Here is a 3,807-nt window from a genome sequence, read left to right as displayed (position 1 = left end):
CTAGCCTGCGCTGGTCCAACGTTTGGGGGCGGTTCAATCGCCGCCGAGGCTCTAATCGCCGCCGGATGAAAATTCAGTGGCAGGTCACACTGTCTCGACCAAGAGATGGAGGACCGCGTCAGCGGTTTCCGCCTCGCCTAAAAAAGATAGCGTAAATGCCAAGGTGATAAGGCTGAGGATGCCGCCGAACTTCCCGCGCAGTTTCTTGGCCGAAACGACGATACAGCCGCTCCCCCTAGCAGCGCCTGCACCGGCCGTCAGGCCGGTTAAGCGAAGCGGGTTACCTCGATGAAGCTTATTTACGGAGGAAACATTTGATTGATGAAAGGATAAACGCGCGCGAGACCGGCTTCTTACTTTTGCTTTCCCACAATAAAACTCGCTAAAATTTCCTGGCTTTTCGATCGACTCTCTTTTGAGAGGAACCCACAGGTGCCCCAGAAGACGCTGGCGATTTATCAATAGATGAAGAACTTGCCGTTGCCATCCCTTCCTCAGGAAGCGTAGCTACTTGAGCGGCACTGTCAATCGCTCTACGGCAGTCATCAAGGAAGTCAGCTATATATTCATTGACATAGACAACCAACGGCTCCTTTGGAACAACAATCAGACGCCGTTTGTCCGTTTTATCCCGAGTGATGTCGATGAACCCACGCAAATGCGCTGCCTCGACATACTTTTGGCAAACAGTCTGGTTTTTGAAAGGCAGATAGCGACACGCCTGCATCTTCGTCATGGGTTTGTTATTGGCGTCCATATGATATACTTTAAGCATCAATCCAAGAATATTCCTCAGGAATAGTTTTTCTTCGGAATTTTCGCTAAAGAGATCTGACAAAAACGAGTCAATTTTCTCAAGCTTATGCTTTACGCCGACGTCGATCTGTTCTGGCGTATATATTTCTCTTCGTGTTGTCTTCGCCACGGCCACGCCTCTGCGCAATGGATCGTTCTGTTTTCACCCAAAGCCTGTTACCGGATCCCATCGCGGCGACATTTATCATATGTATGTCTTCATAACTACGACGAATATAAGAATTTGCGGGCGGTCGTGAGACTAACCTTCATCGTGCACGAGCCCCCACTCTTGTTTTTACATCCATTTAAAAAAACAGTTACACAAGTGCAACTACCAGTGCTACCAAAAATTCGGGAGCTTCGCTTCCGATGGAAGGTCGGTCTCTTGATTGGCCCCCGACCAGCTCGCCCGCCGCCCGAGCTGGCATGCAAGAGCCCGACCTTCCGTTTTGCACGTGGCTTTTCGAACCAGGGGTCCGAAATGAATAAAGAGATTTGGAAAGATTACAGCCAACCTTTCGGGACGATTGGTCCATTGATGACAGTGGGCGAAATTCTGGAAAAGAATATTGATGCGGGATACAACGCCTATGATGAGTATGCAAACGCAGCTCTTCAGAAATTTGCTCGGTATGCCTCAGAATTCCTCTCCAATCCACATCCTCATTTAGGTCGGGACGGGAGCGTTTGCCCTTTCGTTCCCGAGGCTCTGACGAAGGGACTTTTACGGGTTGCCGCGTCGCAAGCTGTTGCAGTTGACGAAATCGAAAACGATTTGGCGCGTATGCTCGCCGTCTTCAGCCAGATGAAACCCGTAAAGTCCTTCAACGATCGAACGGGCGACTGGATCTATAAGGCCATTATCATTGCCCTTCCTGGAATACAGGATGAAGGAGAGATCATCAGGATTGGTCAACTGCAAAAACGGCTGAAGCCCGACTTCATTCAGGAAGGTTTCATGATCGGTGAATTTTATCCAGGTTGCCCGGAGCCCGGTTTGCACAACAGGATGTTTCGACCGCTCGACACAACGGTTCCAGCCTTGGCTATTCGGCATATCACCAAATATGATGCTCCTTTCATGCTCGATAGCGATAAGTGCCTGGAGGCTTACTTCAGTATTTTTGGGAACGAGGGTCGCCGCCGCATTAGGCAGCTTTTGGAGCGAACCGCCTGAAACTTACTCGCAAGAGGGCTGTACTCGCAGTCGCTGAAACAGCTATCCTCGATCGTCCTACCAGGTGAACCGGAAGGAAACGACTATGTTGGACGTTCATCCGAACGTACTTGCTGAACTGCACCAGATCGGAGCGTCGACGGTACGATTGTGGCGCTATAGTGAGTTCGCCACCCCTATTACATCTCCTTCCGATTTAGCCTCCGCTATCGGCGTTCCCGTGGGGCGCGTTGCAAAGACGATGATTATTGCCGAGCAGAAAGCGAACGATGTGATGCGCCGGTCTCATCCTGCGCGCCACCTTTGTGCCGTTTTGCTGCCATCACCTTCAAAGATTGACATGAAAGCGGTTGCTGGCACCTATGGATGGAAACGAGCCGAACTTGCTCAGAAAGAACAGGTACTCGATCTCTTCGGCTACCCGTCAGGAAGCGTATCACCATTCGGTCTCCAGAAGATCGCTGTACTGATCGACACCGCCCTTTTTTCTTATCCTACCGTAGTCACAGGTGCGGGCAAGGTTGGAGTCGAGCTTGAGATCGACACAAGCATGCTTTGGAAGATCGGGCAGCCGTTACAGACGCGTGGACGGGCCAGTCAAACCTAACGCCTCGTCACCTTTCATAGAGATGCCGTGAGGTAGGTTTATTTCTTCGGAAAAGGAAATGCGGTTCCACGTAACGGCGCCTCGATTAGAGAATGAGGGTTCAATACGTATGTTGCGTAATCGGACTCATAGTGCGCACTATAACGAAAATCGTCACACCCGTCCCAACGTCTGCACGACATCTTCACCTCGATAGCTGTGAGGCGGATCAAGCGCGGGAACATAGCGTGAGAAGGTGGCGACCACCGTCAGGACCCGCAGTTTCTTTCCGGTTGCGAGCTGATCGTGCACGAAGTCCATCGCCCACACGTCATTTGGTCCGACAGCCATTTGCCGATCCTCACGAAGTTTCGCCTTAACACGGCGCTTCCGAGTCTTATTCCGCAGCTGCAGTCCCAAGTCCCTGTAAATGCGATAGGTTCGCTTGATGTTGGTGCCCCAACCCTCGCGTTCCAAAAGCACATGCACGCGACGATAGCCGTAGCGCACCCGCGCTCACAGGTCTAGACCGGCCTGATCGGCGCGGCGAGAGATGTAGTGATAGGTCGACCGATCGAAGTCCAACGCGCCACAGGCACGCCGGATCGAGATCGCCCAATCGCGGCACATGACACCACCTCCCGCTACCCCTCAGGCCTTAGAGCTTTCGGCGGATGGCGTCCTGCAACATCTCACGGTCCAACGTCAGATCCGCGACGATCTTCTTCAATCGCTCATTCCCGTCCTCAAGCTGCTTGCGCCTCTTCATCTCTGGCGGCAACATGCCGGCGTACTTTTTCTTCCAGTTGAAGTAAGTCGCCTGACTGATCCCCGCCTTGCGACAAATCTCCGCGATCGAGACGCCCTCATCACCCTGCTTCAAAATGAACGCCTTCTGAGCGTCCGAAAACTGCGATGCCTTCATCGTGTTCCGTTCCTTTTCCCAGCCAGGAAAATGCACCGGACTCTAACCAAAATTGGTCCAGTTTGAAGGGTTCAGATCAATTTCCCTATCGTAAAACCCTTGATCCTATGAAGTTAAGATGCGGAATGTTAAGGACATACAACAGCGTGCACGAAAGACGCGGAAGCCGACTGCGTCACATCTATTTCTGGTATCGGCGCTGTTGCGCTGCGGCCAAAACCGCACTGGCTCCTGATCCTTCCACCTTCGGAAGGGGCCGTGATCTCGCCTGGGTCGACCGTATGCTAGAGCAGGTCCTGCGATCGATGAATCGAATGTGAG

The 3,807-nt window shown here is 52.2% G+C and carries 3 protein-coding genes and 1 pseudogene; 2 read left to right on the top strand and 2 right to left on the bottom strand.

Going from position 1 to position 3,807, the window contains the following annotated elements:
• Positions 1 to 382: 382 nt before the first annotated feature.
• Positions 383 to 925 carry a hypothetical protein gene (locus CO655_RS34135; protein ID WP_037174784.1) on the bottom strand — a complete coding sequence of 181 codons (543 nt, stop codon included), beginning with the start codon at positions 923 to 925 and terminating at the stop codon, positions 383 to 385.
• 354 nt (positions 926 to 1,279) lie between these two features.
• Between CO655_RS34135 and CO655_RS32865 the strand changes: the two genes are divergently transcribed.
• Positions 1,280 to 1,975 (top strand): DUF6875 domain-containing protein, encoded by a 696-nt coding sequence (locus tag CO655_RS32865; RefSeq protein WP_004677746.1) that lies wholly within the window; start codon positions 1,280 to 1,282, stop codon positions 1,973 to 1,975.
• Between the two features lie 85 nt (positions 1,976 to 2,060).
• Entirely contained in the window at positions 2,061 to 2,582 is a 522-nt protein-coding gene (locus tag CO655_RS32860; RefSeq protein WP_004677747.1) for a YbaK/EbsC family protein, read from the top strand.
• A 156-nt stretch (positions 2,583 to 2,738) separates the two neighbouring features.
• Here the strand turns inward: CO655_RS32860 and CO655_RS32855 are convergent.
• Positions 2,739 to 3,486: pseudogene (locus CO655_RS32855) on the bottom strand (transposase); the annotation flags it as partial.
• Between the last annotated feature and the right edge of the window lie 321 nt (positions 3,487 to 3,807).

Origin of the sequence: Rhizobium sp. M1 (assembly GCF_002531805.1) — a bacterium.
GTDB lineage: Bacteria > Pseudomonadota > Alphaproteobacteria > Rhizobiales > Rhizobiaceae > Rhizobium > Rhizobium etli_C.
The sequence above is the reverse complement of the archived record's forward strand: the minus strand, read 5'-3'. Positions and strand labels throughout refer to the sequence as shown.